The sequence below is a fragment of the Rhodococcus sp. WY5 genome, from assembly GCF_018588185.1.
Lineage (GTDB): Bacteria > Actinomycetota > Actinomycetes > Mycobacteriales > Mycobacteriaceae > Rhodococcus_F > Rhodococcus_F qingshengii.
Map to the genome: position 1 here is coordinate 2,263,340 of NZ_JAAMPR010000001.1, position 25,554 is coordinate 2,288,893.

Here is a 25,554-nt window from a genome sequence, read left to right on the forward strand (position 1 = left end):
TAAAGGTCCACTGGTCTATTAACAAGGGGACGGTGGTCCGCTATCGGAATGTCGGTGTTCTCGGATAGGTTTCCGAACGTTGAAACTCGGCCAGTGATCAGGTGGGTGGCGTATGGAGAAGTACGACGTCAAGAAGGCATACAAGGATCTCTATTCCCCCGGGCGCCGCGATTTTGCCCTCGTGACCGTCCCGCGCTTCGGCTACTTCGCCGTCGACGGTCACGGTGATCCCAACACTGCCACCGAGTACTCCGAGGCGCTCGAAGCGCTGTATTCGGTGTCCTACGCGACCAAATTCGCGAGCAAGAAGGAACTGGATCGCGACTTCGTCGTGGGCCCGCTGGAAGGGTTGTGGCGGGCAGATGACCCCGAGGTGTTCGTGACGCGGGACAAGTCGTCGTGGGATTGGACGATGATGATCTCGCAACCGGAGTGGATCACGGAGACCGAACTGTCTGCGTCGATTGACGCAGTCCGGGCCAAGGCAGTGCGGGCCAAGAAGGAGATTGCCGCTCTCGACAAGGTCAGGTTTCTCGAGTTGGAGGAAGGTCTGTCCGTCCAGATTCTTCACGTCGGCTCGTACGACGACGAAGCTCCCACCCTGGACCGGCTGCACAACACGTTCATCCCGTCGAACGGCCTGAGCTTCAACGGCGATCATCACGAGATCTATCTCAGCGACGCTCGCCGTACACCGCCCGAGAAACTGAAGACGGTTCTGCGTCAGCCTGTTTCGAGGTAGCAATCAGGGCTCGAGGCCGCGCAACTTCTCGAGGTCGCGTCGCTCGCGTTTGGTCGGTCTGCCGGCGCCACGATCACGTCGCGGAATGGACGCGATCAGTTCGGGCGGTGGTGGGGGCGGCGAATTGTCCTGCAGGCAATCGGCGGCCAGCACGGCGCTGACTCGCTTCGTGATCGGCTTGACCACGACGACGATGCGCTCGATGCCGGATACACGCACCCGCACCTCGTCGCCGGCTTTCACCTGCTGAGCCGCCTTTGCCGACGTTCCGTTGACCCGAACGTGTCCCGATCGGCAGGCGGTCGCCGCCTGCGAGCGTGTTTTGAACAGCCGAACCGCCCACGTCCAGCTGTCCACGCGGACACTGATCGCGTCGGAGGGGAGTTGGGCTGGCACGCACTCCAGCCTACCGACGAGTGCTCACAGACCCTGCGCGCGGATGCCCGAGTAGGCGCGCGGTGCATACCGCAGTCGTAACGGCAGCAGATGCCAGAACCGATCTGTCAATGTCAGGAAGCGGGCGAACCAGAAGTACATCCGTTCGTCGCGCGGCGTCCATTCCCATTCAAGGGTCTTGCGCGCCTTCTCCGGCATCAGTGCCTTGCCGATCCAGTTCGCCACGGCCATCGTGGGGCGAGAGCTAAGACGCCACAGCCACGTCGGAACCTTCGGAGCCGGTGCGATGTCGTGCTCGGCGATGCGCGTCGACCATTTTGTGGTGTGGGTGTTGATCAGGTGGTTGTCGAGCATGTCTTCCCAATACGTGCGGAAGCTGACGTAGTCGTCGAAAGCCGGTCGATCGGTGAGTCCGTAACAGCGCCACCAAGTTACGGCCTCACGGACAAGCTGGTCCTTCTGCTCCGCCGTGAACTTCTTGTACGCGAATCGCTCGTTGAAATCGAGTATCACCTCGAAGAACGTGACGTGTGTCCACCAGAAAGTGTCAGGAGCGAGGGCGTGGTAACGCCCGCCGGTTTCGTCGATTCCTTTGAGATCGGTGTGGAAGTTGCGAACGAGCGTGCCTGTGCCCTCTTCGGTCCGGTCGTACACGACGCCGTAGATGGGCGGCAGTGAGCGGAACAGGCGGTCGAGCGGGTTGTCGAAAAAATTCGAATGATCCTGCAGCGCTCCACTTACCGCGGGATGCATGTTCTGCAGCGTGCCTGCGCGTCCGAGATACAGCAGACCGCGAACGTCGCCGAAGTGTGTCCACGTCAGGGAACCGGGGCCGATCGGATCGGCTCGTAGTTCCCGGGGCTCTGGTCGCGCCTGGGGCTTAGGTCGACGAGTATCGGTGTCCGGATCGCTGCTCATCTGGTTGACCCTCCGCCTGCGCTCATGTGACAACGGTTGTTGTCACATGATGACTTTTGCTGCGCCGCGCGAATTTGTCAATGGATTCGGCTAGATCTGCCCGAAAACAACTCCGGCCCCTCACCTGCAACAGGTGAGGGGCCGGAAGAGTGAAGCGGTCGGACTCAGGCGTATTCGTAGAAGCCGCGACCGGTCTTCTTGCCGAGGCGACCGGCGTCGACCATGCGGCGAAGCAGCGCCGGCGGAGCGTAGTGCGGTTCTGCGAATTCCGCGTACAGCGACTCCGCTGCTGCGAGAGCGATGTCGAGACCGACGGTGTCGAGCAGCGTCAGCGGGCCCATCGGGTAGCCGCAGCCGCCCTTCATGGCCTCGTCGATGTCTTCTGCTGTGGCGTAGCCGGATTCGAGCATCCGGACAGCCTGGCACAGGTACGGGATGAGCAGAGCGTTGACGATGAAGCCCGAACGGTCGCCCGCGCGAACCGTCTTCTTACGCAAGGTGTTCTTGGCGTAGTCGGTGACGGCGAGAACGGTCTCTTCGGACGTCGTCAGGCTGACCACGATCTCCACGAGCGGCATGACCGGCACGGGGTTGAAGAAGTGAACGCCGACAACCTGGCCGGGGCGCGAGGTGGCCTTGGCGATCTTGATGACGGGGATCGACGACGTGTTGGTCGCCAGAATGCCTGCAGGCTTGACGATCTTGTCGAGCTTGCCGAAGATCTCGTACTTGAGAGCTTCGATCTCGGGAGCAGCTTCGATCACCAGATCGCGATCGGCGAACTCTTCCATGTCCAAGGTGACGCGGACGCGTGCGATCGCGGCGTCGGCGTCTTCCTGGGTGATCTTGCCCTTGGCGACGCCGCGGTTGATCGACTTGGCGATCCGTTCGCGGGCAGCGGCGGCAAATTCTTCTTTGGTTTCGAGCACCAATACCGAGCTACCGGCTTTTGCACATACCTCGGCGATGCCGGCACCCATGGTGCCGCCGCCGATTACGCCTACAAGTTCCACGATTCTCCTCAAAAATTAGGGGCAAGCCCCTGTGCGCCGTTCCGGTAGTCAGAACTACCAGAAAGGCGCACAGGGGCGCGAAGTGCCTTACTTCAACAGCGCACGCGACATCACGACGCGCTGAATCTGGTTGGTGCCTTCGTAGATCTGCGTGATCTTGGCGTCGCGCATCATGCGCTCGACCGGGAAGTCGGTGGTGTAGCCGGCGCCACCGAACAGCTGCACGGCGTCGGTGGTGACCTCCATGGCAACGTCCGAAGCGAAGCACTTCGCCGCAGCGGAGATGAAGCCGAGGTTCTTCTCGCCGCGCTCGGCGCGTGCTGCGGAGGTGTAAACCATCAGACGTGCGGCTTCGACCTTCATCGCCATGTCCGCGAGCATGAACTGAACAGCCTGGAAGTCGCTGATGGACTTGCCGAACTGCTTGCGATCCTTGGTGTATGCCAGAGCCGCGTCGAGTGCGCCCTGGGCCAGGCCGACAGCCTGAGCACCGATGGTGGGACGCGTGTGGTCGAGGGTCTCGAGTGCCGTCTTGAAGCCGGTGCCCGGTTCGCCGATGATGCGGTCGCCGGGGATGCGGCAGTTCTCGAAGTACAGCTCAGCGGTGGGGGAGCCCTTGATGCCGAGCTTCTTTTCCTTCGGTCCGACGACAAAGCCCTCGTCGTCCTTGTGGACCATGAAGGAGGAGATGCCGTTTGCGCCCTTGTCGGGATCGGTGACAGCCATGACGGTGTACCAGGTGGACTTGCCGCCGTTGGTGATCCAGCACTTGGAGCCGTTGAGGATCCAGTCGTCGCCGTCAGCCTTTGCGCGGGTACGCATCGAAGCGGCGTCGGATCCGGCTTCACGCTCGGACAGTGCGTACGACGCCATTCCGCCGTTGACGAGGTCCGGGAGCACCTTGGACTTGAGCTCTTCGGAACCCTTGAGGATCAGGCCCATGGTGCCGAGCTTGTTCACAGCGGGGATCAGCGAGGAGGAGCCACAGACGCGGGCGACTTCCTCGATGACGATGCAGGTGGCGACGGAATCGGCGCCCTGGCCGTCGTAAGCCTCGGGAACGTGGATGGCGTTGAAGCCCGACGCGTTGAGAGCAGTGAGCGCTTCCTCGGGGAAACGTGCGTTCTCGTCGACGTCCTTGGCGTACGGCGCGATTTCCTTCTCGGAGAGTCCGCGGATAGCAGCCCGCAGTTCGTCGTGCTCTTCGTTCAGTGCGAAGAGATTGAAATCCGGGTTTCCTGCCATGGGAACGCTCCTTGGTGAAGGTGGCTTGAAGGCGGTCGGTGCGGCTCCGGCGTTACCAGCGAGATTCGCGGACAGACCGGTGCCCATGACCCCAGTCAAACACGGCACTGAGTGCCAGGTCAAGGGATGGGTGTGTGAAGTTTCGGTGCACGAGCAGTGTCAGCCGAGTTGTTCGTGGATTTTTCTGCTGATCTCATCAGCGGACGTGCCCGGGGGAAAGGCTACTACCAGCACGGACTTCGATTCTGGCGTGCTGGTCTTGGACCCGGGTGCCACGCCGTACGTCCGCCGAACGTCGAGCAATGCCTGACTTAGTGCATCAGCTGTGGCGTCCTCGTCGCCTTTGATCATGCTTCGCAAGAGGTAGTTGTGGCACGCGGTGACAGCTGCGGCAAAACCGACAACCTCGAGGACAGGTTCGCGGGGCACAGCGCTGCGCAGGTAGTCGACGAAGAGGCGCTCGTAGCGGAATCCGGTGACGAGTTCGCGGTCGCGAAGAGCCGGAACATGCTGTACGACGCGGTATCGCCGCATCGACAGGTCTCGGTTCCTGCGGAAGAAATCGAACACCAGTCCCGCGGCCTCGCACACGGACGCCCAGGGGTCGGCGGAATCGGACGCGAGGAACTCTGCGACGTGTTCGAGGAGGGACTCGTGATCGGCGAAGATCACGTCTTCCTTGGAGCGGAACTGCCGGAAGAACGTCCGACGCGACACACCGGCGGCAGCGGCGATCTGCTCGACGGTGGTGGCTTCGTACCCGTTCTCCGAGAACAACTGGATCGCTTGAGACGCGACGTGTACCCGAAACTGTGCGGGGTCAGTTCCGGGTACATCGGAGCGCTCGGTCATGGATGCAAGTATCCAGGTTTCGTCGGCGTCAGTTGTCGGCGCGTAGCTGGAACTTGAGAACCTTGCCGGTGGGGGTGCGAGGAAGGTCGAGCGGGAAGACGATGTCGCGGGGAACCTTGTACCCGGCCAGCAAAGTGCGGGTGTGCTCGACGATGTCTTCGGCGGATGCCTGTAATCCCTTGCCCAGCACCACGAATGCCTTCGGGCGCTCGCCCCACTTCTCGTCCGGAACGCCGACGACTGCCACGTCGATCACCGCGGGGTGACTCATGATCGCCTGCTCGACCTCGACGGTGGAGATGTTCTCGCCGCCTGAGATGATGATGTCCTTCGCGCGGTCCTTGAGCTGGATGTATCCGTCGGGATGCATGACGCCGAGGTCGCCGGAATGGAACCAACCACCGGCAAATGCTTCGGCTGTCGCGGCCTCGTCGCGGTAGTACCCGAGCATCACGTTGTTGCCGCGGAGCACGATCTCACCCATGGTCTGGCCGTCGGCGGGGATGTCGTTCATCTCGGCATCGACAACGCGAGCATTTTCGGCCTGCACCATGCCGACTCCCTGACGCGAGAGAAGTGCGGCGCGCTCGGACTGCGGCTTGTCGTCCCAGGCTTCCTGGTATTCGCAGATCGTGTAGGGGCCGTACACCTCGGTGAGGCCGTAGACGTGAACCACGGTGACACCGATGTCTTCGAGTTTTCCGATGATCGTCGGTGACGGGGGAGCGCCGGCGGTGGTGATGCGCAAGGCGTCGACCTTGTGGGCCTGGTCTGCGTCGGCGATGGTGGAGCAGACGGTAGGAGCGCCGCACAGATGTGTCACGCCCAGATTGTCGATGGCGTCCCAGATCGCATCGGCGCGGACCGCGCGCAGGCAGATATGTGTGCCCGCGGCCTGAGTGACGGCCCACGGCGTGCACCACCCGTTGCAGTGGAACATCGGCAGTGTCCACAGATACTTCGTCGCTCCGTCGAAGCCGTTGTGGAATGTCTCGCCGAGCGAGTTCAGGTACGCCCCGCGGTGGGAGTACATGACGCCCTTGGGTTTTCCGGTGGTACCCGAGGTGTAGTTGATGGCGATACACTGCTGCTCGTCGTCGACGCCCCAGTGCAGTGGCTGATCGGAGAGAGCTTCGCCTTCGGCAATCAGATCGGCGTACTGCCCGGTGACGATTCCGGTGGGAACGTCCGGATAGGGGACGGTGGAGTCCGGGATCTCGACGATCTCACGCAGGCTCCCCACGTTTGCCTTGGACGAGGTGACCGAACCGACGAATTCGGAGTCCACGAACAGGATCGTGGTTCCCGAGTGATCGAGAATGTATTCGAGTTCGGGACCGGCGAGGCGTGAGTTCAGGGCGATCAGGACCCCGCCGGCGAGGGGAACGGCAAAATGCGCGAACAGCATCTCGGGTACGTTCGGCGCCAGGTATGCAACGCGGTCACCGGGCTGAATGCGTTCACGCAGGACGCGGGCCAGAGCCGCGACCTCGTCACCGAACTCTCGGTACGAGTAGGTCCGGTCGCCGTGAACGACGGCGGTGCGCTCGGGGAACACCGCGGCGCTGCGCTCGAGAAAACGCAGCGGACTGAGCGGGGTGTTGTTGGCTGCAACAGCTGTCGGGACAGACACGGTTCCTCCGAAGGCGACGTGGCACGGTTGGTGTCACGATAAGTGTGATCGGCACTACAAATGGCCTGGATGCACGCTATTGCCCAGCCAAAGGTGCCGCTACCCTCTGAATTGGGTACGTGGAGGTGAGAGTGAACAGGGTACTGAGACCGAGCGACGACGACGCGTTGCGCGCCGAACTGCGTCGGCTGCACCCCAAAACCGAGTTGCCGGTTCTGTTCGGCGGCTGCGTCAGCGACCGGTCGCTGACCATCACCGGTCACGTCGGCACGCGCAGCAACATCCTGCGAAACCTGCGGATCGACGCCGAATGCGGACTCGGCGGTCGGGCGATCGCAGAACAACGACCGGGCGCGGTCCAGGACTACGCGAACTCGTCGCACATCACTCACGACTACGACTACGAAGTGGGCACCGAAGCGATCGAATCCTTGATGGCAGTCCCGATCGTCGTTCGCGGGGTTACTCGCGGAGCGATCTACGGAGGACTGCGTGCCAACCTGCCGATCGGCGACGTGATCGCAGAGACGATGATGCGATCGTCGTACGCGTTGGCCCGAGAATTCGAGATTCGCGACGAAGTGGATCGTCGGGTGGCGATGCTCGATACCGCTGCGGTGGAACATGGTTCGAACCGCGATGCCCAGATATCCGAAGGGTTGACCGAGAGCGTCCTGGCGCTCGGCGAGATCGCGGCGAACCTCGAGGACATGGCTCTCAGCGCGCAGGTCCTCGCGGTCGAGGCAAAGTTGCGGTCGTTGGCGTCGCCGAAACCTTCCGCGAACACTCCAGTCGCGAACACCGTTGTCCTGTCGCCACGCGAGCGGGAGGTGATGGGGTACGTCGCTCTCGGACTGCGCAATGCCGAGATCGCCGAGAGGTTGTCCCTGAGCGTCGAAACGATCAAGACGTACATGAGGAATCTGATGGGAAAACTCGACGTCCGCAGTCGTCACGAAGCGGTCGTGGAAGCGCGGCGGCAGGGTTTGATTCTGTGAGGGCTTGATTCTCTGATCGGTCCCGCCAAGCGGAATTTCGGAACTGCGTCGCCACTCCGGTTGATATGACGGACCTCACTATCGGCAGAGTTCGACACGAGTGATGAGGGCATCGATGCAGGATTTGTTCGACAACAACGACATGACCGGCCTGGCCGAAGCGATCAAGAGCGGCGACGTCTCCGCCAAGGAAGTCCTCGAGTTCAGTCTGGACAGGCTCGACGAGCGCAACCCGGCAGTCAACGCGGTGATCAGTGAGCGCCGAGAGGAAGCGCGCAACGAGGTATCAGGCGGCCTGCCGGATGGTCCACTGCAGGGCGTCCCGTTCGTGATCAAAGACCTCGGCATGGACGTCGCAGGATTGCCGAGCACCAATGGATCTCGATTGTTCGCCGACGCTGTGGCAGAAAAAGATTCGACGCTCGTCGAGCGCTACCGCCAGGCTGGTCTGGTTGTCATCGGCAAGACGAACACCCCGGAGTTCGGCAAGAACGCGAGTACCGAACCTGCGCTGTTCGGACCCACCCGTAACCCTTACGCCCTTGATCGTTCGCCCGGCGGATCTTCGGGTGGCACGGCTGTAGCTGTTGCCGTCGGGATCGTGCCAGGCGGGCATGCCAGCGACGGTGGTGGATCGATCCGTATTCCCGCATCGGCCTGCGGCCTGGTAGGCCTCAAGCCGAGCCGAGGACGTACTCCGACGGCACCGGCGCGCACGCTCTTCTCGTCGCCGATGAGTGTTCATCACGCGCTCACCCGAAGTGTCCGCGACACTGCGCTGCTTCTCGATCTGTCCGCCGGGCCGACAGTGGGCGATCCTTACGTGATCCTGGCGCCGAAGCGGCCGTACATCGAGGAAGTGGGTGCCGATCCCGGACGGTTGCGGATCGGTCTGAGTAACGCTCTTCCTGACGGCACACCGGTGGACCCGGAGTGCTCGGCCGTCGCGACCGGTGTTGCCGGCCTGCTCGAAGAACTCGGTCACGATGTCACCGAGAGCGCCCCGAACTTTCCGCTCGATGCGCTCACTGCCGGGCTGTCGGTGTTGATGGGCATTCCGATGACGATCGAGGTCGACGAACGACTCGACGCCCTGAACCGCGCGATCCGTGACGACGACCTCGAGCCGATGGCGCGGATGATCTACGACCGCGCGAAGTCCGAAAGTGCGACGAACGTCGTCAAGGCGCTGCAGGAACTCGAGCGGGCCGCCCAGGTGATCGGTGCGTTCTTTGTCGATCACGACCTGTTGCTGACTCCGACGATGGCTCGGCCGGCAGCTCCGCTCGGTCTGCTCGATACGGCGAATCCTATGTCGATCTGGGAGCATTCGGCCGGGTACAGCGGCTTGACCAGTCCGTTCAACAGTTCAGGTCAGCCGGCGATTTCCTTGCCGATGGGTCATGACTCGGCCGGCGTTCCGATCGGCGTGCAGTTGGTCGGCGCGTTCGGCCGTGAAGATCTGCTGATTCAGGTTGCGTCGCAGCTCGAAACAGCCCGTCCGTGGTCCATTGCGCCGGTGTGGCCGCCGGTCCCGGCGTAGCGCGCGGTCGTCCGAGCCGGGGAGGACGTCAGGCGATGATGCGAATCGGCCACTGGCCGTTCACATCTGCCACGTCCCTCCCTTGGCTGAGAAGGTACTCGGCGAAATCGCGTTGCCGCTCTGCGTGCCAATCGGCTTGATCGACCATGAGATCGAGCCCCAGGATGTCGGGGAACCTCACGGCCAACTCGCGGGCCAACGCTGCCGCAGCTTTGGCATCGGCCTCGGCTTCGTGCGCCGACTCCAATGAAATTCCGTAGTGCTCGCACACGGCCGCAAGCGTTCGCTTGCCCTTGCGCAACGTATCCATCGCCCGATCGATCACGTACGGATCGATCACCAACCCCGGAACGAATGCAGGCTTGCCGATGCGCAGACCCTCGGCATGCATGACCGTCAGATCATAGGAGGCATTGAACGCCACGACGGCGTGATCGCGCGCCCAGGAATTGTGCAGAGCCTCGCGAATCTCTTCGTAGCCCTCGGAATAATCCTGGCCGTGTTGCGCCGCGAACTCGGTGCTGATGCCGTGAATATCCGAGGCGCCGGCGGGGATCTCGACGCCGGGATCGAGTAGCCACGTGCGTGTTTCGACACTCGAACCGTCGATCACCGCGACGCAGGCACTGACGATACGAGCGGTCGACGGATCCCGCCCCGTGGTCTCGAGGTCGAACGCGCAGATCGGGCGATCGGACCAGCTACTCATCGGGGGCCTTTCGGTGCAGAACGTCATGTCCGAATCACTATGCACCTCCCTACCGACACAAACGACGAACAGCCACCTCCGGGGTGACGGTGGAGGTGGCTGCTGCGTGACTGTGTGACGGACCTACAGAATCTCGGTTCCGACCGTGAAGCGATCCATGACGTCTTCACGTGGAGTCACACCGAAGCCCGGTCCCTGCGGCACAGCGATGTGGCCGTCCTCGATGACAAACGGTTCGGTGATGTCCTCCTTGTAGAAGCGATCGGAAGCCGAGATGTCGCCGGGCAGCGTGAACCCGTCCAGCGCCGCGAGGGCCGCGTTGGCGGCGCGGCCGATTCCGGTCTCGAGCATTCCGCCGCACCACACCGCAATACCGTGTGCCGAGGCGAGATCGTGGATGCGCTTGGCTTCCAGATATCCACCGACACGGCTCGGCTTGATGTTGATGACCGAAGCGGCACCGAGCGTGATGGCATCCGCCGCATCCTTGGCCGACTCGACCGACTCGTCGAGGCAGATCGGAGTCGAGAGGGACTGGGCGAGCTTGGCGTGCTGCACCAAATCGTCCTCGGCCAGCGGCTGTTCGATGAGGAGCAATGCGAATTCGTCCAGGCGGCGCAGCAACTGCGCGTCGACGAGGGTGTACGCGGCATTCGCGTCGACCTGCAGAGGAACGTCGTAGCCGAACTCCTTGCGCACCGCAGCCACGGGAGCGATGTCCCAGCCCGGCTTGATCTTCAGCTTGATTCGCACGTAACCCTGCGACAGATAGTTGCCGACGGTTTCGAGTAGCTGCGGAATGCTGTCCTGGATGCCGACGGACACTCCCGAGGGCACCCGAGTGCGAGTGGCACCGAGGTACCGAGCGAAAGACTGTCCACGAGCCCGCAATTCAGCATCGAGGATTGCCATTTCGATAGCCGACTTCGACATCTGGTGACCCACGACGTGGTGAAGTACGCTGCCGACCGTCTCGGCCGAGAGCGGTTGATCCGACTGCGACTTACGTAGCGTCGGAACAAGATACTCGCGAAGCATCGCCCGCGCACCAGCGGTGTATTCGGAGTTGTAGTACGGATCGCTGAGCGAGCCGCACTCGCCCCAGCCGACGGTCTCCACCGGACCGTTGGGGCCGTCGGTGGTGCCGCTCACTTTCAGGACGAGGGTGTTGCGCTCGAGCTGGGTGCTGAATGACGTGGTGAAGGGGGAGACGAGAGGGATGCGCAGTTCGCGCAATTCGACGGACTCAATGTGCATGGACTTGCTCTTCTCCGGTTGTCTCGCAGATTTTCGTGAACATGTAATAGCCGCTGGGGTCGAAGCCGGTCGATTGCCATTCCTTCGAGGCGATCAGTGGTTCGAGGTACTCGCGAAGCGCGTGTCGCCAGGCAAAGGCAGAGGCGCGGTCGACTGTTCTCAGATGCTCGATGTCTCTGGGTATTCCGACTGCGATATCGACGCAGTCGGGTGGGATCGGGAGCATTCGAGGCGTACCGTCTTCGGTGGGTTGAAGCACCTTGAATGTATCATTCACGGCCACAGTAGAACTCGGAGATCCATCGACGTCGAGGTCCCAACTGACGAGCATACGATCGCTGGCGTCGCCTGCGTTGATTCCGTCTGCCATCGACCCGTAGAAATCCGGGTTGTATTCGGCCGGTTCGGCTCCGAGACGCTGAATGTTGAAATAGGCATTTCGTGCGACCAGTGGATCGAAGGTCCACCGGATCGTCCTGACGCCGCGCTCGATGCACCAGTCTCGCTGATGATGCTTGAGGGCGCGGCCGATTCCCTTGCCTGCGTGTCCCGGTAGTACTCCGGCGATGTGTGAGTGCAGAACCTCGCCGAGAGGCTCGACGAAGAATCCGACGCAACCACCGATCATTTCGCCTTCGGAAAAGGCTCCCACCACGTAGTGACCACCGTGGTGAAGCGCAACCAACATCGCAGTGCCGAAATGAGCCGGTCCGGGACTGGTAGCCCAGATCTCGTCGAAAACGGCGGATAGATCGGCTATTTCGCGGGTATCGACCAGTTCTCGAAACTCAACCGCTTTGCTTTTCGACACGAGGGCCCCCTTCAGACGTGATCGAACGAATAAGGCCCGCAACCAACGCCGTCCTCGGAGCGATTGCGGACACGAGCGCATGCTCGGTCTCGGCGTGTGCACCGCCGCCGACGCCACCGAGGCCGTCGAGGGTGGGGATACCGATACCGGCAGTGAAGTTTCCGTCCGAGGCTCCGCCGACGGCGAGGCCGACGAGCGGAGTCAGATCATGCTCGAGCGCAACGCGTTCCGCCAACGCCAGCAACGGTGCGGACATCGTCGCTTCGAGAGGTGGACGGTTGACACCACCCGAGACCGTGACTACGGCTTCGGGGTGGATTGCCTGCAGGGCTCGGATATTCGCATCGACGCGCTCCTGCTCGGCGGCGCTGGTTGCGCGCACGTCCACGTCGACGAAGGCTTCTGCCGGAACGGTGTTGGTTGTGGTTCCGGCTGAAATGACAGTCGGGGTGACGGTGGTTGCCTGCGCCGGCGAGGACAAGTCGTTGATCGCGATCACGAGACGAGCCAGTTCTACTGCAGCGTTGATGCCTTTTTCCGGCTCCAGCCCGGCGTGGGCGGCGCGACCGGCAACATGGATCCGATACAGCGACACTCCCTTGCGGACAGTCTTCAGTTCGCCACCGTCACCGCCGGCCTCGAGAACCAGTACCGCGCCTGCCGCAAGTTCCTCGATGAGGGACCGCGACGTGGGTGAACCGATTTCTTCGTCACCGGTCACGAGGAGTGTGATTCCGTCGAGTGCATCGTCGCCGTGCAGCTCCCGGACGATAGCGAGGGCGTGGATTGCCTGAACGACACCAAGTTTCATGTCGAGTCCGCCCGGACCTCGGAGCGCTCCGTCGGTGACGGCTGCGGGCAGGCGTGTCAGGGTGCCGATCGGCCACACGGTGTCATGATGACCGAGCAGCATCAGCCGCGTCGGTGAGCTGCCGAAACGGGTCACCAGATGGGTACGGCCTTCCGTCACTATCGACTCCGGTGTCACGCCGAGTCGTTCGTGGACAAGATCTGACGTCCACTTCGCGCTGCGGGCAACAGCTTCGAGATCGTGTGACGGCGACTCGACTTCGATGAGCGCGATGGCGTCCTCGAGGATCTGAGGAAGTTGGCGCTCGGCCAGATCGCGGAGAATGGTCATCGGTTGTTCACTCGCGGATACGCGCGGCTTCCGACGTGTAGCAATTGTGTACTCCCGTTGTCGGAGAAAGTGATCCGGATCCAACCCGCTGATTGAGGTAGTTGGGTCGCGAATACTCCAGGGTGAACTTCGATCAGGCTGAGAGAGACGGACTCTGCGCTTTCGGCGGTGACCGAAGGGTCGATGTGATCGGTGCGGCGGGCGGTCAGGGAACCGCCGGTCCTTTCCAAGACGAAATCGGCTGCGGCATCGCGGTACAGGCCGCACAGCGCATCGAGTTCTTCAGGTGAGGACGTGACGCGGGTGTGGGGGTCACCAGGCGAGAATGCCGGTGTCACACTGACGCCGCCTATGGAACCGATTACTTCAGCCAGAAGATCGCCGGAGAGAGCGTCCATTGCTCCACCGTTGGCCATCAGGACCACGGCTAGACCGCACGACGGCACCACTCGCAAGAACGACTGCTGGCCGAGAGTTCCGCCATTGTGGCCATGAGCCAGTACCCCGCCCCAATTGTGCAGCAGCCACGTGGTTCCCATGATGTCCGCTGACGACACGTCACCGATCTGGCGGCGCTCCTCGAGCATCGCCAGATGGGTGGACCGCTGAAGCAGAATCGGATCCTCGCGCATCGAATCCTGCGCGAACAGAAGAAGGTCCTCGGCGGTGCTGTTGATGAGACCGGCGGGGCCCATCGAGCGAGGGATGAGGAATTGTGGTGTCTGCTCGAGGTCGTCGGCAGCGCCGACGTGCCCGACTGCAGCGCGGTGCAGTGCCGTCTCCTCAGGCAGGGTCGTGGTTTTGGTCAGGCCGAGCGGTTCGATGATCCGCTCGCGCAGAACCGCGTCCCAACTCTTACCTCGGAGAACCTCGATGATTCGTCCGGCGATCACGAAGCCGGTGTTGCAGTACGACCAATCGGTGCCGGGGGCGAAGAGCTGCACCGTTGATTTCAGTGCTGCGACGTATCGCTCGACGCAGTCGTCGCCGCGTCCGCCGTCGATGAAAACGTCACCGTCGATGCCACTGGTGTGAGTCAACAGGTGGCGAGTCGTGACCATTTCGGTGGCTACCGCGTCGGCAACTGCGAAGTCCGGCAGGATGTTCCGGACAGGTGAGTCGAGATCCAGCAATCCTTCTTCGACGAGCTGCATGATCAGGGTGGCCGTCCAGACCTTGCTGATCGAACCCATCTGGAACAGCGTGTCGGGCGTAGCCGCGACGCCGGTGCGGGTACTGACGACACCGGACGTGACCACGGTGCGGGAGAATCCGCTGCGGGTTGTGGTCAGAATTCCCAGTGAGGCGCCGGGCACCCCGTACTTCGCACTCAGGGTGTCGAGTCGGTACTGCCAGTAGTCGGGATCGACCGTGGTCAGTGCGGGCCTGGGGGAGAGGTGCCGTTCGATCCAGTCGACGAGACGAGTGCTGTACTCCAGTCGGTGGGACGGCCGACCCGTCAACACGAAGGCATGTGACGCGTCCGGGAAAACAACCAACTCGGTCGGGGTGCCGGCCAAACGCAGTCCACCGAACCACTGTTCGGCCTGGTTGACCGGGCAACGGACGTCGCTGCCGCCGTGAAGGATCAGCGTCGGTGTCGTCACCTGGGAAACTCGCCCCAGCGGCGAAAGTTCCCGTACCCGAGATGACTGCGGGTCGAATTCGACCGTCTGCAGCAAGATGCCCTCGTCCGAGGGGCCGGCCGTGTTCGCGATGTCGCAAACGAGACCACCGGCGACTGCGACGGCAAACCGATCGGTGACGGACGTCAGGGCGCACGTCATGAATCCGCCGTAGCTGTAGCCCGTGAGTACCAGTTGCTTCGGATCGGCCATCCCCTCGGCGACAAGGGTTTCGACCGGTTCGAGCAGGTCGGCACGATCCGCCTCACCCCAGCCGTCCCGCACACCGTCGAAGAAGTCGTTTCCGTAGCCGTCACTTCCGCGCGGATTGATCATCAAGACCGTGAATCCCAGCGCGACCAGTTCCGCGTGGTATGCGTGCATCACGGTGGGCGTTCCGGTCCAGGCATTGTGTGGTCCGCCGTGGACGTCCAGAACCAGCGGACCGGCGCCCGTGACGTTCGGGTCGCGCAGGATCCAACCCTGAACACGGGTGCCGTCGCTGATGTCGAACCAACGCTCGGAGGCGACTGGAAACGCGACGGAAGTTGTCAGTTCCGTGTTCAATTCGGTGACCGTTTCGACTGCACGAGTCTCGAGGTCGATGACGGCGACCTCGCCGAAGGATGTCGCCGTTGCCAGCGCGACGACGGCTCGCCCGGACGTCAGGGCAAGGCCTGAGACCACTGTCTGCTCGCCGGTGAGAAGTGGTGAGACGGAGCCTGATCCGAAATCGACCTTGTGCAGGTCGGTGGAGCCGTGGTTGCGGATGCAGAAGACGATGTCGCCGTCGGCGGTGAAACTCGGCGCGCCACCGGGATAACCGGTTCCGCCCGGCATGACGTTTCGGTCGAGTCCGGACGTCAGGCTGCGGTCTTCCACTCGCTGGTCGCGGTGCAGGACAAGAAGTTCGTTGTTGTGAATGATCGGTGTGTGCCAACCGACGGCTACGACCGCGTCGCCGGCAGGTGTCCATGCAAGTGGTCCTGCGATGCCGCGTGCGTGCCCCAACATCCGCGGAGTGGAGGCGAGATCAGTCAGCGATACGGTCCAGGCGGAACTCGCCCGCGTCAGATCGGCGTCGCCGTCCATCGCCGCGGTGAAAGCCAGTTCGGTGCCGTCGGGACTGTACGCGGGATGCGAAGCGTCCCAATCGCCGTCCGTCAGCTGCCGTAGTGAGCCGGCGGCCAGATCGAACTCGAACAGGTGCGCCCGAACGCTGCCCCGGACACCGGATCCGTCGACCTTGTAGTTGAGGCGCTTCGCCACCAAGAGGCATGACGATCCGGCGGCAGTGCGGTCGACGGGGGCGCTGAAGGCGATCCGAGCGCCGTCGGGAGAGAACACCGGTGCCCCCGCGCCGAGCGGGAGCTGCGCCGTGGTGGTCAGCTGTGTTGCCGGGCCCCCGGTGGCGTCGACCTTCCACAGTTGTGGTGTGCCCGAGGAATCCGGCCGAACGAAGACCAACAGCGTCGAAACGGGATGCCAAGCCGGCGAGGTGTCGGCAGGTCCCGCGGTGAGCTGTAGTTGCGGGGAAGCCAACCAGATCGAGTGCTCGTTGGTATCCGCAGCCGGATTCGCTTCGGTACGTACGTATGCAATGCGTCCCGACGCCGATACGGCGATGTCGGTCGGTGTAACCACCGACGCGTAATCCTGGATTCTCGCCGAACGACGTTCTTCGGCACGGGCTACGGCAGCGGGGGAGTCGAGAGTGGTCGGCGTTGTCATTGGAACATCGGCTCCCCGAATGTCGGGATCGCGGACAACAGCTTTGCCGTGTACGGCTCCTTGGGCGAATCGATCACGTCGAGAACCGGCCCGTGCTCGACGATCTCGCCGCCGAGCATGACTGCGACGTGGTCACAGACGTAGCGGATCACCGCCAGGTTGTGACTGACGAACAGAACCGTCAGACCAAGCTGCTTCTGCAGATCCACCAACAGATTCAGAACCGCGCCCTGCACGGACACGTCCAGAGCGGAGGTGATTTCGTCGGCAAGCAGAACTGCCGGTGCGGCTGCCAAAGCCCGCGCGAGGGCAACGCGTTGGCGCTGACCACCCGACAACGACGATGGGTATTCGTGCGCCTTCTCCACCGGCAGTTGGACGGTGGTGAGGAGTCGAGCGACCTCGGCAGCGCGGTCGCCGCGGCTGCGCCGAGCTTTGTCACGACGCTCGGTGGACCTCAGCGCCTCGGCGAGTGACTGGCCGATGGTCATTCGCGGGTCGAGGCACGAGTACGGATCTTGGAAGACCATCTGGATCCGGTGGCGCAGACGAGCCGTCGCGCCGCGGGCGTGAGCGACGTCCACACCGTCGAGAAGGATCTGGCCGGAACTGGGCTCGGCCAGGCCGACAGTTGCTCGCGCCAGTGTCGACTTTCCGGAACCCGATTCACCGACGAGACCGACCACCGATCCGGAGGGGATGTCGAGATTGATGTTCTTGACGGCGTGGAATTTTTTCGAACCGCTACCGAGGTGGACGTTGACGTCACGGAATTCGAGTCTGCTCATCGGATCTCCTCTGCAACAGCCAACAGTTCTTCCAACTCGATGTCGGCGGTGCTCTCCTCGGCGTCGAGGCTCTCCACCTGCCAGGCTTCGTCGACGGTGGCAAGCGGCTTGTCGCGATCGGTGCTCATGGTGGGGACCGCGGCGATCAGCGCGCGGGTGTACGGATGCTTTGCACGGCCGGCAATCAGATCGTCGACTGCGATGTCTTCGACGATTTCGCCGGCAAACATGACGAGGACACGGGTGCACATGCCGGTGATGACGGCCATGTCGTGCGAGATGAGAAGGATTGCGGCGCCGGTTTCTTCGCGAACCTCGTGGAGCAGCCCGAGGACCTCACGCTGAACGGTCACGTCGAGCGCAGTGGTGGGTTCGTCCGCGATGATCAGAGCGGGCTTACCCATCAGACCCATGGCGATCATCGCGCGCTGACGCATGCCGCCGGAGAACTCGTGGGGGTACTGCTTCGCACGCCTGGGCGCGTCGGGGATCTTGACGGCGTTCAGTCGCTCGACTGCCGCCTTCTTCGCGTCGGCCTTGCTCATACCTTCGTGGAGCCAACCGATCTCGGCGACCTGGTATCCGACCTTGAGAGACGGATTCATGGACGACATCGGATCCTGGAACACCATCGCCATACGTGTGCCGAGTTGGCGGGCAACCTTGCGCGAAGCCGCGTCGTCCGGCCGCTTGCCGTCCTTCATCAGCACGGTGCCGTCGAACTCGATGAGCCCGGCGTCGACCACGGTGGGGTGGTCGGTCAGCTGCGCGATTGCCATGCAACTCAGTGACTTTCCGGACCCGGATTCACCGACGATGCCCACGGTTTCGCCGCGGTGAACTGTAAAACTGATGTTGTCGACGGGGCGACGCCAGTCGTCACCCGCGGGGACTGCGACGGACATGTTGCGGACGGTCAGTACCGCGTCTTCGTCGGTGGGCGCCGAATCGGCCTGGGCAGTTTTCCGGTTGATCGGCTTCCACTTCGGCAGGCGACTGCTGATCGGGCTGCGAACTCCCGCGCCGCGAGCAATGGCCTCGCCGAGCAGCGTGAAGGTCAAGCCGGCGAGCACGACGGCGATGCCGGGGGCGAGTGCGGTGGCCGGGTTGACGAAGATCTTCGACAGACCTTCGTTGAGCATCCGGCCCCAGTCGAATGCAGGCGGCTGAATGCCCAAGCCGAGGAACGAGAGTCCGGCGAAGACCACGAGGCCGCTGCCGACAGCGATGCTGGCATTGACGATGAGTGGTTCACGGATATTGGGGAGAATGTGGCGGAACAGCAGCCCCGGCTTGGTGACCCCGAGGATGCGTGCTGCGTCGATGAAGTCGCGTCCGTTGACCGACGAAGCCAGTGCGTACGTCAACCTCGCGAACGGCGAGGCCAGGGCGAGACCGATGGCGATCACCGCGCTGCCAGCACCCTGTCCGAGAACGACCAACAGGAAGATCGCGAGGAGCAGTCCGGGGAATGCGATGGCGAAGTTGAGGAATGCCACGACCATTCGTCCGACCCAGCGGGGAGCGAGCGTCGGGAGCGTACCGAGTATCAGGCCAATTGTGACACCGAGTGCGACGGCTCCGAGAGCCATGAGCACCGACAGTCTCGCGGCGGTCATCGTGCGGGCGAAGACGTCACGCCCGCCGGCGTCGGTGCCGAAGATGTGCTCGGAACTCGGTCCCTGAGAGAGTGCCTTCGGGTTGGCTGCGACAGCGGCGTCACCCCAGATCATCGGTCCGAAGATGACGAGGGCGATCAGAGCGGTCAGGAAGGTGAGGGCCAGGATTCCCAATGGGGTGCGGAACGTTCCGACGATCCAGTGTCGTCGCGGGGGCGTCTTGGGGGCCGCAGCGGGGGCCGTAGGTGAGGTGCTCAACTCAGTTCTCCCGAATTGTGGATCGTGGGTCGATGAGAGCGAGCACCACGTCGACGATGAAATTGATGAGAAGGACGATGGCGCCGTAGATCACGACCAGTGTCTGGGCGAGCGGGTAGTCCTTCTCGGTGATGGACTTGACCAGCGCCATGCCCATGCCGGGCCAGGCGAAGATGCTCTCGATGAGCACGGTGCCGGCAATCAGACCACCCAGGAGGAGTCCGGCGAGCGTCAGCGTCGACGTCATGAGGTTGGGCATTGCATGACGGAAGTAGATTCGTGCCACGGGCATTCGCTTGGCGCGCGCCGTACGGATGTAGTCCATGTCCAACACGCCGAGCGCCTCTGCACGGACGATGCGCGACATCGAGGCGATGGCACCGATCGACATGGCCGCGACCGGGAGGATGTAGCTTTCCGGTCCACCTCGGCCGGCGACGGGCAGAACAGGGAACGTGACGGCAAAGAGGTAGACCAGCGCCGTACCGAACATGAACTCGGGGATCACGGCGATGGTGCCCGACGTTGCGGTGTAACCGATCTCGACTCCGCGTCGTCGACCGTTGCGGGTCAGTGCAGCGAAGATGAGGCCGATCGGAATGCCCACTAGCAGCACCGTGACGACTGTGAGTACAGCCAGTTCGAGTGTTGCCGGTAGGCGGGACGCGATCACCTCGAAGACCGGAGTCCTCAAGGTGATCGAGTCACCGGGATTCCCGCTCAGCAACCCGCCGACGAATCGGAAGTACTGCTGCCACAAGGGAAGGTCGTAACCGAGCTGAGACCTCGTTGTCTCGACCAGTTCGACCGGTGCGTTCATTCCCAGTGCCAACCGAACCGGGTCTCCCGGAATCAGTTGGAGCATCAGGAACGCCGCAGTCACCAGCGCCCAGAGTGAAATCACGAAGGTGCCGAAACGACGCAGAAGATATGCGGGCCAGCTGTCGGACTCGAGCCACTTTGCTCGAGCCTGAGGCGCCGCTTCTGGTTTCGCGGCTTCAATAGTTTGACTCATGGGCTGTCTTTCCGGAGGGCGGGATGCTGGGGCGGGAAGATATTTCAGAGTGGGCGGACGGCCTACTGGTAGAGACGCAGCGCAGAACCGTTGAGCGACTTGCCGAATGAGAGTCCGGCCTTGTTGAAGTACACGTTCATGACGGAGTCTGCGAAGGGCACGGCCGCGATCGTCTTGGTGAGCTCCGACTCGGCGTCGGCCCAGGCGTCACAAGCGTCGCTACCGGTCAGACCGGAAGCCTTGGTGGCTGCTGCTTCGTAGGCGGGGTTGCTGACCGATCCGAAGTTCTTGCCTGCTGCGGGAACCGGCCCGGCAAAGTACGCAGTGAAGGTGCTGGGCAGCGAGGAGTTGACCTGGACCCAGGCGATGTCCCAGGCAGAGTTGTCCTTGCCGCTCAGAATGACGTCGATGATCTTGTTCGAGTCGCCCCCGGTCACCTCGACGTTTGCGCCGAGTTCGGACCACGCCGACTGAGCAAGTTCGGCCGCCGCGTTGCGCGGATCGTCGGTGCCGTCGTACACGAGACGGAGATTGAGCGGCTTGCCATCCTTGCTTCGCTTGCCGTCAGCGCCGGCGGTCCAACCAGCGCCGTCCAGTGTTGCCTTGGCGGCAGTGAGGTCGAAGTCCGGAATGTTGCCTGCGACAGAGTCGTAAACGCAGGCGCGCGGTTCGACGGCGACGAGGCTGGTTGCCCGGACCCCGTGTCCGGCGGTGATGACCTGAGTGAGGTCGTCGAGATCGACCGCTTGGATCAGGGCCTTGCGCACTGCGGGATCGCTGGTGGGATTACTCGCGATCTGGTTGAAGTACATCTGGCCTGCCGGCAGTGGCCGACCGACGGAGTCCAGATTGGCTGCCGCGACGCGGTCCTTGTCCGGACCGGCGATCGGAGCTGCGTTGAGTTCACCCGAGAGCAGCTGATTTGCGGCGGTGCTCACATTCGGCGACATGGCGGCGACGACCGTCTTGGGGACGCCCGGGGTGTCGGAGGTCGTGCCGTCGGGGCCCCAGTTGTAGCCCTCGCGACGCTGGAACGTGTAGTGGTCGTTGGCGGCAACTTCGGTGACTTCGAACATGCCGGTGCCGAGCGACTTCTTGTTCGACGCTGTCGGATCTTTCAATCCGGCCTCGCACAGGATCGGCAGGCGACCGACGTTGAGAAGAAGGAACGGGCTCGGCGCCGGAGTGGTCACCGTGACAGTGCGCGTTGCAGGATCGGCAGTCGCAGTGGCGCCGGTCGGCACGGAGGACCCGCGCAACTGTGAACCGTTGTCCGGGTTGGCCACGAAGTTGATGTTGTCCGCGACGGTCTGCGGTGTCAGCGTCGATCCGTCGGTACAGGTCACCCCGTCACGGATGGTGAAGGACGCCGAGGTCGGGGTCTCCTCCCACTTCTCCGCCAACCACGGTCCGACTTCACTGGTATCGGGATCCTGGTAGATCAGGTAGTCGTACGCCAAACGCGACAACTCGGCGGTCGCCGAGGCGGCCGACATGATCGGGTTGAGAGCACCCGGATCGGCCTGCAGGGCGAAACGGAAGGTCCCGTCGGTGGCCGGTTCACCGCCACTGGCGCCCGAGGACGTGCCTCCCGAGCCACAAGCAGACAACACAAGCGTGAGCCCTGCGGCTGCCGCAAGTGTTGGATAGAAGCGGTGTTTCATGGTGCCTCCGTGATGGAGCAGGGGCCCGAGCGAAAAACGTGAGGGCGCGGTTGAGTGTTGACTGCTAAATCTTGGCGCATGACGTGACGCGCATCTCTGTCGATCCTCACGAAAATCGTGTCGATTTTCGTCCGCTCCCACGAAAACCGTCAGGATCAGTGAATACCTGTCCGTATACCGACAGCGACCGGCGAAACACGACGATTTCCCCGGTCGCTACCGGCGGTCTACTGGTACAGGCGCAGGGCCGAACCGGTGAAATTACGGCCGAATGCCAGACCCGCATTGTTGAAGTAGAGGGTCGTGATCTTGTCGGCAAAAGGTACCGCTGAGTTTGCTTTGATGATCTCCGATTCGGCGTCTGCCCAAGCGGCACAAGCATCCTCGCCTGTCAGTCCGGAAGCCTTGGCGACGGCTGCGTCGTAGGCCGGGTTGGAGATCGACGAGAAATTGAGTCCCGCAGCTGGCACCGGACCGGAGAGGAAGGGTACGAGCATGCTGGGCAGCGCGACGTTGATCGGCTCCCACGCAACATCCCACGCGGTGTTGTCCTTGCCGCTGAGTGCTACATCGAGGATCTTGTTCGAGTCTCCGCTGGTGAGTTCGACAGTTGCGCCCAGATTGTTCCACGCGTTGAGTGCGACGTCGGCGGCAGCATCGGTCGAGTCACCGAACGTTTCGTAGACCATCCGAAGTCGGAGCGGTGTGCCGTCCTTGCTGCGCTTACCGTCGGCACCGATTTTCCAGCCCGCTGATTCGAGAGTTTCTGCGGCTGCGCTGGGATCGAAGGCCGGCAGGTTTCCGGCGACAGAGTCGTAGATGCAGGCCCTCGGTTCGATGGACACCATCGTGGTAGACCGGGTTCCGCGGCCGGCGGTGAAGATCTCGGCGAGGTCGTCGAGATTGAGCGCCTGGACAAGGGCTTTGCGCACGGCCGGATCGCTGGTCGGATTACCCGGGCTGTGATTGAAGAACATCTCGCCTGCCGGAGCCGGCTGCTTGACCGTGTTCAGGTTCGCGGCATTCAATCGGTCCTGATCGGCGCCGGAGACGGCGGCGGCATTCAGATCACCGGACAACAGCTGATTCGCAGACGTACTCGTATTGGTCACGATGGACGCGACGACATTCTTGGGCACTCCGGCAGTGTCGGAGGTGGTGTCGTCAGGTCCCCAGTTGTATCCGTCGCGCCGAACGTAGGAGTAATGATCGTTGGCGACTGCCTCGGTCATCTGGAACATGCCCGATCCGAAGGTCGTCTTGTTTGCCGCCGTCGGATCCTTCAACCCTGCCTCGCACATGATCGGAATCCGCGCCAGATTGAGGAGCAGGAAGGGCGAGGGCTCCGGAGTCGTAACAGTCACTGTCCGTGTTGCCAGGTCGGCGTTGGCAGTTGCAGTTGCCGGTGCGTACACCCCGCGGAGAGCGGATTTGTTTGCGGCGTTCGTGATGAAGTTGACGGTGTCTGCGACAGTCTGAGCAGTCAGGGCGGATCCGTCGGTACAGGTGACGCCGTCGCGAATGGTGAACGACGCGGAAGTAGTTGTCTCTTCCCATTTTTCGGCGAGCCACGGCCTGGTGACGCCGGTATCGGGATCTGGGTTGAGCAGATAGTCGTAGCTCAGACGTGCCAGTGCGTGTGCCGGTGAAGCGGCAGTCATCAGCGGATTCAGAGCGCCGGGGTCGGCCACGAGTGCAAACTTGAAGGTGCCGTCGGTGAGCGGCTCACCCCCACCCGAACCTGATGATCCACCCGACGAGCATGCGGTCAGGGCAAGGACAGTGCCGGTTGCCGCGGCCAGTAGTGCGTAGGACCGTTGTTTCATGGTGCCTCCGGAAGGTGTGGTCCCGCCCGAGTGACGCGAGGTCTGTCGGGTCAGGAGCAAAAGACGATTGCTTGAATCTTCACCCAACAAAAGAACGAGAACATCGTCCGGATTTACGAATGTTTCGTGAGACTTGGTAGATCGCTACAACATTGTCGGATGGAAGAGACGAAGCTGGAGCATCAGGCTGAATCGAGTTTCCGGATCATCGAGATCGATGCCGGCAATCCCGGCAAGCTTCTTGAGGCGGTACCGGAACGTGTTGACGTGGATGTGAACCAAGGACGCAGCAGCCGGAATGTCGCCGAACGTGTCGAGCCAGGCGCGGAGAGTGTCGACAAGGTTGATGTCGTGACTGCGGTCGTACTCGCGCAGTACCGCGAGCGGACCCGATGCGGTCTCGTTCTCGTCCGCCAGGGCGTCGGAGAGGCGCAGAAGTAGGGAATTGATCTGCACGTCGTCGGCGCGCGCGACGGTCCGGCCCGAAGAATTCCACGTCGACCTCAGAACGCGAAGTGCTCGGTCGGCTTCGTCGCGTGACTTCTCCAGCGTCATCACGTCGGCCACTGTCGCACCGATTCCGATGACCACCGACTTTTCCGAACGGGAACGGTCTGCAAACTCCGACGCGATCCGACGCACGTAGTCGTCGTCGGTCTGGTGCCGGGTGTGTGGGATGACGGCGTAGACGGTGCCGCCGATCGCTGCCGCCACCGACAGCGGAAATACATGGTCGAGATAGGTATTGAGTGTCAGGGCCAGTTGATCGACATCGGCTTCGGCCTCCAACGATGCACCGGCGCCGCTACGGAAGCCGGCCGCAAGTACGTTTGCCTTCGAGCGGCCGTAGCCCAGTCGCTCGGCCGCTTCCTTGGCTGAAGTGCCGCCACTCAGTAACGTGATCACCTCGCCCAACCTCAGCCGTCGTGCCGAATCCGCGGCCAGCTTGGCGCGAAGCAAACTCATCGCGGCCACGCCCGCCGCCTCGACGAGCGTTTTGACCTGCAATTCGTTCGGCTCCTCGTCCAAGATCACCCAGATCGAACCGAGGATCTGCGATGCCGCATGTATTCGCATGCCGACGCGGGGCCTGATGCCCGGCCCGATACCCGGTAGAAATACCGGCAGGGTAGAGCCGTAGATCTTGTTGAAATACCCCATTGACCTGAGCCGATCGGAATAGTGCTGCGGCACTTGATGTCCGAGGACACTCTGCTTACGTGCCTCGTCGCCGAAGGCTTGATCCGCCGAGAACGCGAGGATCCGGCTCGACTGATTCTCGATGGTGACCGGGCCGTTCAATACCTGAGCGATCGAGTTGGCAAGATCGAACAGGTCGGCGTCGGCGGCCGACGTGCGGTCCCCGTTGTTGCCGGATTCGAGGATCTCGTTGATCAACGACGCGCTTTGCAGCCAGCTTGCATCCTTGACCATTCCGAGGAGTGCGACGTCGGTGTCGGCCACCGCCTTCTCGACGAGGCCGTCGAAGTCCAGGGGCTCTTTGACGATCAGCGCTACCGCACCTGCCGAGCCGTATTCTCTTACCGCCGTTGCGATATCGGCCGAACCTGCGAGACCTGCGCCGAGTACGACGGCGCCCGCACTGTCCTGGGTAGCTTCGGACCCTTCGTGCAGGGTCACGCGGCTGACAGTGCGGGCGCCGTCGACGGTGTCGCCACCGCTGAGGAACGTCATTCCCAGTCTGTCGACGATGTCGACGATCGATACTCCCGTAGGTGTGGTCACCACCACACCTTAGGGGGAGCGGGG

The 25,554-nt window shown here is 62.7% G+C and carries 20 protein-coding genes; 3 read left to right on the forward strand and 17 right to left on the reverse strand.

The window, feature by feature from the left end:
* Window positions 1-112 precede the first annotated feature (112 nt).
* A complete protein-coding gene (locus tag G4D79_RS10540) occupies window positions 113-742 on the forward strand; it encodes a GyrI-like domain-containing protein (RefSeq protein ID WP_007731353.1) in 630 nt (209 codons plus the stop codon).
* Between the two features lie 3 nt (window positions 743-745).
* On the opposite strand, the gene G4D79_RS10545 is transcribed toward G4D79_RS10540, so the two are convergent.
* The 6 genes from G4D79_RS10545 to G4D79_RS10570 all read right to left on the reverse strand — a co-directional run bounded on the left by G4D79_RS10545 (window position 746) and on the right by G4D79_RS10570 (window position 6,799).
* Window positions 746-1,138, reverse strand: coding sequence for an RNA-binding S4 domain-containing protein (locus G4D79_RS10545; protein ID WP_029256216.1), 393 nt, complete (start codon window positions 1,136-1,138; stop codon window positions 746-748).
* Between the two features lie 24 nt (window positions 1,139-1,162).
* Complete coding sequence (locus G4D79_RS10550) at window positions 1,163-2,056, reverse strand: oxygenase MpaB family protein (protein ID WP_054827072.1); 894 nt, start codon at window positions 2,054-2,056, stop codon at window positions 1,163-1,165.
* A gap of 164 nt (window positions 2,057-2,220) precedes the next feature.
* Window positions 2,221-3,069, reverse strand: a complete 849-nt coding sequence (locus G4D79_RS10555) for a 3-hydroxybutyryl-CoA dehydrogenase (RefSeq protein WP_020909078.1) — start codon at window positions 3,067-3,069, stop codon at window positions 2,221-2,223.
* Between the two features lie 87 nt (window positions 3,070-3,156).
* Entirely contained in the window at window positions 3,157-4,314 is a 1,158-nt protein-coding gene (locus tag G4D79_RS10560) for an acyl-CoA dehydrogenase (RefSeq protein WP_003939784.1), read from the reverse strand.
* 159 nt (window positions 4,315-4,473) lie between these two features.
* The gene (locus G4D79_RS10565) at window positions 4,474-5,166 is read right to left on the reverse strand and encodes a TetR family transcriptional regulator (RefSeq protein ID WP_099697548.1); all 693 of its coding nucleotides are present in this window, start codon (window positions 5,164-5,166) and stop codon (window positions 4,474-4,476) included.
* 28 nt (window positions 5,167-5,194) lie between these two features.
* Window positions 5,195-6,799, reverse strand: coding sequence for an acyl--CoA ligase family protein (locus G4D79_RS10570; RefSeq protein WP_007731356.1), 1,605 nt, complete (start codon window positions 6,797-6,799; stop codon window positions 5,195-5,197).
* A gap of 131 nt (window positions 6,800-6,930) precedes the next feature.
* Between G4D79_RS10570 and G4D79_RS10575 the strand changes: the two genes are divergently transcribed.
* Complete coding sequence (locus G4D79_RS10575) at window positions 6,931-7,797, forward strand: response regulator transcription factor (protein WP_058037699.1); 867 nt, start codon at window positions 6,931-6,933, stop codon at window positions 7,795-7,797.
* 115 nt (window positions 7,798-7,912) lie between these two features.
* Entirely contained in the window at window positions 7,913-9,340 is a 1,428-nt protein-coding gene (locus tag G4D79_RS10580) for an amidase (RefSeq protein ID WP_003940167.1), read from the forward strand.
* A 28-nt stretch (window positions 9,341-9,368) separates the two neighbouring features.
* Here the strand turns inward: G4D79_RS10580 and G4D79_RS10585 are convergent, their stop codons facing one another.
* The 11 genes from G4D79_RS10585 to G4D79_RS10635 all read right to left on the reverse strand — a co-directional run bounded on the left by G4D79_RS10585 (window position 9,369) and on the right by G4D79_RS10635 (window position 25,530).
* Window positions 9,369-10,049: a 3'-5' exonuclease gene (locus tag G4D79_RS10585; protein WP_030535168.1), complete on the reverse strand. Its 681-nt coding sequence runs from the start codon at window positions 10,047-10,049 to the stop codon at window positions 9,369-9,371.
* 123 nt (window positions 10,050-10,172) lie between these two features.
* The gene (gene menC / locus G4D79_RS10590; RefSeq protein ID WP_030535169.1) at window positions 10,173-11,306 is read right to left on the reverse strand and encodes an o-succinylbenzoate synthase; all 1,134 of its coding nucleotides are present in this window, start codon (window positions 11,304-11,306) and stop codon (window positions 10,173-10,175) included.
* Window positions 11,296-12,117: a GNAT family N-acetyltransferase gene (locus G4D79_RS10595; protein ID WP_007731362.1), complete on the reverse strand. Its 822-nt coding sequence runs from the start codon at window positions 12,115-12,117 to the stop codon at window positions 11,296-11,298. Before G4D79_RS10595 ends, menC begins: the two co-directional genes overlap by 11 nt.
* The gene (locus tag G4D79_RS10600; RefSeq protein ID WP_054187730.1) at window positions 12,095-13,258 is read right to left on the reverse strand and encodes a M20/M25/M40 family metallo-hydrolase; all 1,164 of its coding nucleotides are present in this window, start codon (window positions 13,256-13,258) and stop codon (window positions 12,095-12,097) included. The genes G4D79_RS10595 and G4D79_RS10600 overlap by 23 nt, the downstream gene beginning before the upstream one ends.
* A complete protein-coding gene (locus G4D79_RS10605; protein WP_214514238.1) occupies window positions 13,255-16,614 on the reverse strand; it encodes a serine hydrolase in 3,360 nt (1,119 codons plus the stop codon). The genes G4D79_RS10600 and G4D79_RS10605 overlap by 4 nt, the downstream gene beginning before the upstream one ends.
* Complete coding sequence (locus G4D79_RS10610) at window positions 16,611-17,402, reverse strand: ABC transporter ATP-binding protein (protein WP_003940215.1); 792 nt, start codon at window positions 17,400-17,402, stop codon at window positions 16,611-16,613. The genes G4D79_RS10605 and G4D79_RS10610 overlap by 4 nt, the downstream gene beginning before the upstream one ends.
* Entirely contained in the window at window positions 17,399-19,279 is a 1,881-nt protein-coding gene (locus tag G4D79_RS10615; RefSeq protein ID WP_235867792.1) for a dipeptide/oligopeptide/nickel ABC transporter permease/ATP-binding protein, read from the reverse strand. Before G4D79_RS10615 ends, G4D79_RS10610 begins: the two co-directional genes overlap by 4 nt.
* 1 nt (window position 19,280) lies before the next feature.
* Complete coding sequence (locus G4D79_RS10620) at window positions 19,281-20,294, reverse strand: ABC transporter permease (protein WP_003940249.1); 1,014 nt, start codon at window positions 20,292-20,294, stop codon at window positions 19,281-19,283.
* Window positions 20,295-20,356: 62 nt separating this feature from the next.
* Window positions 20,357-21,958, reverse strand: coding sequence for an ABC transporter substrate-binding protein (locus tag G4D79_RS10625; protein WP_030535172.1), 1,602 nt, complete (start codon window positions 21,956-21,958; stop codon window positions 20,357-20,359).
* 227 nt (window positions 21,959-22,185) lie between these two features.
* Complete coding sequence (locus G4D79_RS10630; RefSeq protein WP_099697550.1) at window positions 22,186-23,784, reverse strand: ABC transporter substrate-binding protein; 1,599 nt, start codon at window positions 23,782-23,784, stop codon at window positions 22,186-22,188.
* 144 nt (window positions 23,785-23,928) lie between these two features.
* Window positions 23,929-25,530 (reverse strand): CdaR family transcriptional regulator, encoded by a 1,602-nt coding sequence (locus tag G4D79_RS10635; RefSeq protein WP_099697572.1) that lies wholly within the window; start codon window positions 25,528-25,530, stop codon window positions 23,929-23,931.
* Window positions 25,531-25,554: the final 24 nt, after the last annotated feature.